Source organism: Bradyrhizobium sp. ERR14 (assembly GCF_014198235.1).
GTDB lineage: Bacteria > Pseudomonadota > Alphaproteobacteria > Rhizobiales > Xanthobacteraceae > Bradyrhizobium.
Genome location: NZ_JACIHD010000052.1, coordinates 1 through 6,146, shown reverse-complemented (window position 1 = coordinate 6,146; position 6,146 = coordinate 1). Strand labels below are relative to the sequence as shown.

General features: G+C 65.1%; 1 protein-coding gene. It reads left to right on the top strand.

Annotated elements, in window-relative coordinates; genetic code table 11:
• Positions 1–6,146 (top strand): non-ribosomal peptide synthetase (locus GGD62_RS40330; protein WP_183714797.1); only part of this gene is annotated, 6,146 nt, incomplete at both ends.

Genomic DNA, 6,146 nt, shown 5'->3' with positions numbered 1-6,146 from the left:
CACTTAAGTGCGCGGCTGCCGGACTACATGGTGCCGAGTGCGTTCGTGCGACTGGCGGCGCTTCCGCTCACGGTGAACGGCAAGCTCGATCGGAATGCGCTGCCGGCGCCGGCCGATCAGGCCTATGCGCTGGCGGCCTACCAGGCGCCGCAAGGTGCGGTCGAGACGGCGCTGGCGCGGATCTGGGCCGAGCTCCTGGGTGTCGAGCGCATCGGGCGCAACGACCACTTCTTCGAACTGGGCGGCCACTCGCTCTTGGCCGTGCAGATGTCGAGCCGGCTGTCACAGGCTGTCGGGGTCGAACTGCCACTGTCGACGCTGTTCGCAAGGCCAGTGCTGACTGACCTGGCGGCAAGCATCGTGGAGCTGTTGAGCCGCTGCGGTCCGCAAGAGCTGCCGTCGATTGCGACCGTGTCGCGTCATGAGCCGCTTGTGCTGTCGTTTGCGCAGCAGCGGCTATGGTTTTTGGCGCAGCTGAACGAAGGCAGCACGAACTATCACATTCCGCTGACCTTGCGATTGCGCGGGATGCTCGACCACAGCGCCTGGCAGCGCAGCCTTGACCGTCTGTTTGCCCGTCATGAGGCGCTGCGCAGTGTTTTTGACGCGACGCAGGGCAAGCCACGGGTTGAGGTTCTGCCCCCGGATGCGGGACTGCCGATAGTTGAGCACGATCTGCGGGAGAGATCGGATGCGCAAGCGGCACTTTTGGATCTTCGCCATGAAGAGGGGCGCACGCCATTCGATCTTGCGCGCGGTCCGCTGATCCGCGGGCATCTGGTGCGGATGTCGGATAAGGAACACGTCTTCCTGCTGACCCAGCATCACATCGTCTCGGACGGCTGGTCGATGGGCGTGCTGCTGCGTGAACTTAGCCAGCTCTACCGGGCGTTCGAGGCTGGGCAGGACGATCCTCTGCCGCCGCTTGCGATCCAGTATCCGGATTACGCCGCCTGGCAACGCCAATGGCTGTCGGGGGAACGGCTGCAGAAGCAGGCGCAGTATTGGCGCAGCGCCCTGGCAGGCACAGCCCGTCTTGTCTTGCCGACGGACCATGCGCGGCCTGCCCAGCAATCGTTTGCCGCGGCCACGGTTCCGGTCATCATCGATGCGGATTTGACGCGGGAGCTGAAGCAGCTGAGCCTGCAGCATGGCACGACGTTGTTCATGACGGTACTGGCGGCCTGGGCGGCGGTGCTGTCGCGTCTGTCGGGGCAGGACGATCTTGTGATTGGCGTGCCGAGCGCCAATCGGGGGCACCGGCAGATCGAAGAGCTGATCGGGTTCTTCGTCAACACCCTGGCGCTTCGGCTGGACCTGTCGGGCAAGCCGCGTGTGTCGGAGCTTCTGGAGCGGACGCGGCGCACGGTGCTGGCTGCGCAGGAGCGTCAGGACCTGCCGTTCGAGCAGGTGGTGGAGATCGTGCAGCCGCCCCGGGCTCTTGATCACACGCCATTATTCCAGGTGATGCTGGCCTGGGAGAACAATGCGGTTGGGTCATTGGACCTGCCGGGGCTGAGTGTCGAAGCTGCCGGGGACGAGCTTGATCAGGTCAAGTTCGATCTGGAGCTGAGCCTTGGCGAGCATGGCGAGGAGATCGCCGGAACGCTGGCTTATGCCACGGCGCTGTTTGATCAGGCGACGATCGAGCGGCAGCGTGGTTATCTGCTGGCGCTGCTGCGGGCGATGGCTGCCGATGCGCAGCAAGAGGTCCACCGGATTGAGCTGCTCTCGACTGCCGAGCGCACGTATCTGCTGGAGGAGCTGAACCGGACGGCGGCGCCGTATCCTGCGGAGCGGTGCATCCACGAGCTGTTCGAGACGCAGGTGCACAAGGCGCCGGATACGGTGGCGGTGGTCTGCGAAGATGAGCGGCTGAGCTATGGCGAGCTTAATGCGCGGGCCAACCGCCTGGCACATCACCTGATCGCCCTCGGCGTCAGGCCGGACCAGCCGGTTGCGATCTGCGTCGAGCGCAGTCCGATGATGGTGGTGGGGCTTCTGGCGATCCTGAAGGCCGGCGGGGCGTATGTGCCGCTGGACCCGGCCTATCCGCCGGCGCGGCTGCATCAGGTGCTCGACGATGCAGCGCCGCGGCTGCTGCTAGCCGATGCCGCCGGCCGTGCCGCCTTCGGCTCGGATGTGCCGGCCAATGTGCGCGTGGTGGAGCTCGATACTGCGGCACCGGCCTGGGCCAGCCTGCCGGAAGTGGATCCTGACCCGCGCGCGCTCGGCCTGACCTCCCGCAATCTCGCCTATGTGATCTACACCTCGGGATCCACGGGCACGCCCAAGGGGGCTCAGAATGAGCATCGGGCTATCGTTAATCGCCTGATCTGGATGCAGAACGCCTATGGTCTGAGGGCAACAGACGTCGTGTTGCAGAAGACGCCATTTAGCTTCGATGTCTCGGCCTGGGAGTTCTTTTGGACTTTGCTTGAAGGGGCAACGCTGGTACTGGCGCCGCCCGGTGCGCACAGAGATCCCGATGCATTGGTCGACTTGATCGTCAGCCAGCGCATCACGACGGTTCACTTCGTGCCATCCATGCTGGTCAGCTTTTTGGATGCGAAGAGTGTTGACCGCTGCACATCGCTGCGGCGGGTTTTATGCAGCGGCGAGGCGCTCCCTGCCGCTAGTGTGCACAGGGTTCGGCGCGTATTGCCTTGGACGGCCCTGCACAATCTCTACGGTCCGACTGAGGCCGCGATCGATGTTACATCCTGGAGCTGCCCGGCTGAGTTTGATGAGGCCATCGTCCCGATTGGCCGTCCTATTGCCAACACGCGGGTCTACTTGCTGGATGGTCATGGCAGGCTGGTGCCATTCGGTGCGGTGGGCGAGCTCTGCATTGGCGGGGCGGGGGTGGCGCGGGGCTACCTGAATCGCCCTGAGCTGACAGCGGAGCGGTTCATCCTCAGCCCCTTTGTCGAGGGCGACCGGCTTTACCGGACCGGCGACCTGGCACGCTACCTGCCGGACGGCAATCTGGAGTTTTTGGGCCGCAACGACGAGCAGGTGAAGATCCGCGGCTTCCGGATCGAACCGGGCGAGATCGTAGCAAAGCTTTGCGGCCACGCCTGCGTGCGCGAGGCGGTGGTGGTGGCGCGCGAGGATGGTCGCCGCGAGCAGCGCCTCGTTGCGTATGTCGTTGCCGCCGAAGCTGAGGAATCTGATCTTGCCGGCGGTTTGCGCGCGCATGTGAGTGCGGGGCTGCCGGACTACATGGTGCCGAGTGCGTTCGTGCGGCTGGCGGCGCTTCCGCTGACGCTGAACGGTAAGCTCGATCGAAACGCGCTGCCGGCCCCGGGCGACGAGGCGTATGCGCGCCGGACCTACGCGCCGCCACAGGGCGAGATGGAGATGGTGCTGGCGCAGATCTGGGCCGAGCTGCTGGGGCTGGAGCGGGTCGGGCGGGACGACAACTTCTTCGAACTGGGAGGGCACTCGCTCTTGGCCGTGCAGATGATCGAGCGTCTACGGCGGCGGTCACTGCGCATCGAGGTGCGCACCTTGTTCGTCAAGCCGGTGCTGGCAGATCTGGCTGCAAGCCTGGGCCGCCATCACGAGGTGGCGGTCGCGGCCAACCTGATCACCGAGCGGAGTGCGGCGATCACGCCGCAGATGTTGCCGCTGATCGAGCTGACGCAGGGCGAGATCGACCGGATCATCGCCATGGTACCCGGCGGGGTTTGCAACATCCAGGACATCTACGGCCTGTCGCCGCTGCAGGACGGCATCCTGTTCCATCATTTGCTAGCGGCAAAGGGCGATCCGTACCTACTGGTGTCGCAGATGGCGTTTGCCGAGCGTGGCCTGCTCGACCGTTATCTTGCCGCGGTCCAGCGGGTGGTGGATCGACATGACATCCTGCGTACCTCGTTTGTCTGGGAGGGCTTATCGCGGCCGGCCCAGGTGGTGTGGCGGGAGGCGCGTCTGGAGGTGATCGAGGTCCAGCTGGATGGCGCTCATGGCGCTGGAGCCAAGCAGCTTAGGGAGCGGTTTGACCCACGTCGGCACCGCATCGAGCTTGGCCGGGCGCCATTGCTGCGGTTTGTGATTGCGCGCGAGCCCGGAAGCGCGCGCTGGCTGCTGCTGGAGCTGCAGCATCATCTGATCGGGGATCACACGACGCGGGACGTGATGCATGCTGAGGTCCGGGCCGAGCTGGAGGGGCGCCAGCATGAACTGACGGCGCCGCAGCCATTCCGCAATCTGGTGGCGCGGGCGCATCTACGCCGTGATGACAAGGCCGACGAAGCGTTCTTCCGGGAGCTGCTGGCCGACATCGACCAGCCGACCGCGCCCTTCGAATTGAGCGAGGTGCGCGGCGACGGAGGCGGGGTTCGAGAGGCGCATCGGATGCTGCCGTCAGTTCTCCATGCGAGGCTGCGCGAACAGGCGCGACGGCTGGGCGTCAGTCTGGCGAGCCTGTGCCATCTGGCGTGGGGACAGGTGGTGGCGCGCAGCAGCGGCCGCGAGCAGGTGGTGTTCGGCACGGTGCTGTTAGGCCGACTGCAGGGCAGCGCTGGCGCCGACCGCGCCATGGGGCTGTTCATCAACACCCTGCCGCTGCGGCTTGATCTCGATGAGACCGCCGTCGAGGCGAGCGTGCGGATGACGCAGGCCCGGCTGGCCGACCTGCTGGCACATGAGCATGCCTCGCTGGCGCTGGCACAGCGCTGCAGCGCTGTTGCGGCGTCGGCACCGCTGTTCAGCACGCTGTTGAACTACCGTCACAACACGGCGCCGGCTGTGCCCGGCTCCGGGACGGATGATGTGTTGTCGGGCATGGAATGGCTGGGTGGTGAGGAACGCACCAACTATCCCCTGACCCTGTCGGTGGAGGATTTTGGCGAGGCGCTGGGCCTCACTGTGCAGGCGGCGGAGCCAATCTCGGCGGATCGGATCTGCGGCTACATGCAGCGGGTGCTCGAACAGCTGGCAAAGGCGCTGGAGCATGCCCCGGATACGCCCGTACGCGAGCTGGACATCTTGCCGGCCGAGGAGCGCACCTATCTACTGGAGGATCTGAACCGGACGGCGCAGGCCTATCCATCGGACCTGTGCGTCCATGAGCTGTTCGAGGCGCAGGTGCAAAAGGCGCCGGAGGCGGTGGCGCTGGTCTGCGAAAACGAGCGGCTGAGCTATGGCGAGCTCAACGCACGGGCCAATCGGCTCGCGCATCACCTGATCGCCCTCGGGATCAAGCCGGATCAGCCGGTCGCGATCTGCCTCGAACGCGGTCCGGCGATGGTGGTTGGTGTCTTGGCGATCCTCAAGGCTGGCGGTGCCTATCTGCCGCTGGACCCGGCCTATCCCAGCCAGCGGCTGCATCTGGTTGTCGACGATGCCGCGCCGCGGCTGCTGCTTTGCGACGTTGTCGGTCGCGCAGCACTCGGCCCCGAGGTGCTGACCGATGTGACGGTCATCGATCTGGAGACCGCCACGCCCGCCTGGGCCGAACGGGCGGCTTCAAACCCTGACCGGCGCACGCTTGGCCTCACAGCGTGCCATCTCGCTTATGTGATCTACACCTCAGGCTCAACCGGAAGCCCAAAGGGAGTCATGGTTCAGCATCAGGGGTTGGTCAATCTGCTGTCGGCTCAGGTCGGCCTCTTTGGCGCTTCTTCCAACAGCCGCGTCGTGCAGTTCGCCTCCATTGCTTTTGATGCAAGCGCTTGGGAGCTTGTCATGGCGTTTGGCTCCGGAGCCGCTTTGCACTTGCCTGCGGAAGAGATCCGTCAAGCGAGTAACAAGCTATCGGATTATCTCCAAAGCGAAGCCATCACCCACGCGACGTTACCCCCAGCGTTGCTTCAGACAAGCAAGGATCCGGAAGGTTTGGCTGCGCAAGTTCTCATTCTTGCTGGGGAGCTGCCGAAGGCAGAACTCATTCGAAGTCTGACCCCAGCATCAATTGTCAACGCTTATGGCCCGACCGAGGCGACAGTCTGCGCGACGCTCTGGACTTGCCCGGCTGACTTCAATGGGTCAGTGGTCCCGATAGGGCGTCCAATTGCCAACACGCGGGTCTACTTGCTGGATGGTCATGGCGGGCTGGTGCCGTTCGGCGCGGTGGGCGAGCTTTACATTGGCGGGGCGGGGGTGGCGCGGGGCTACCTGAACCGCCCTGAGCTGACAGC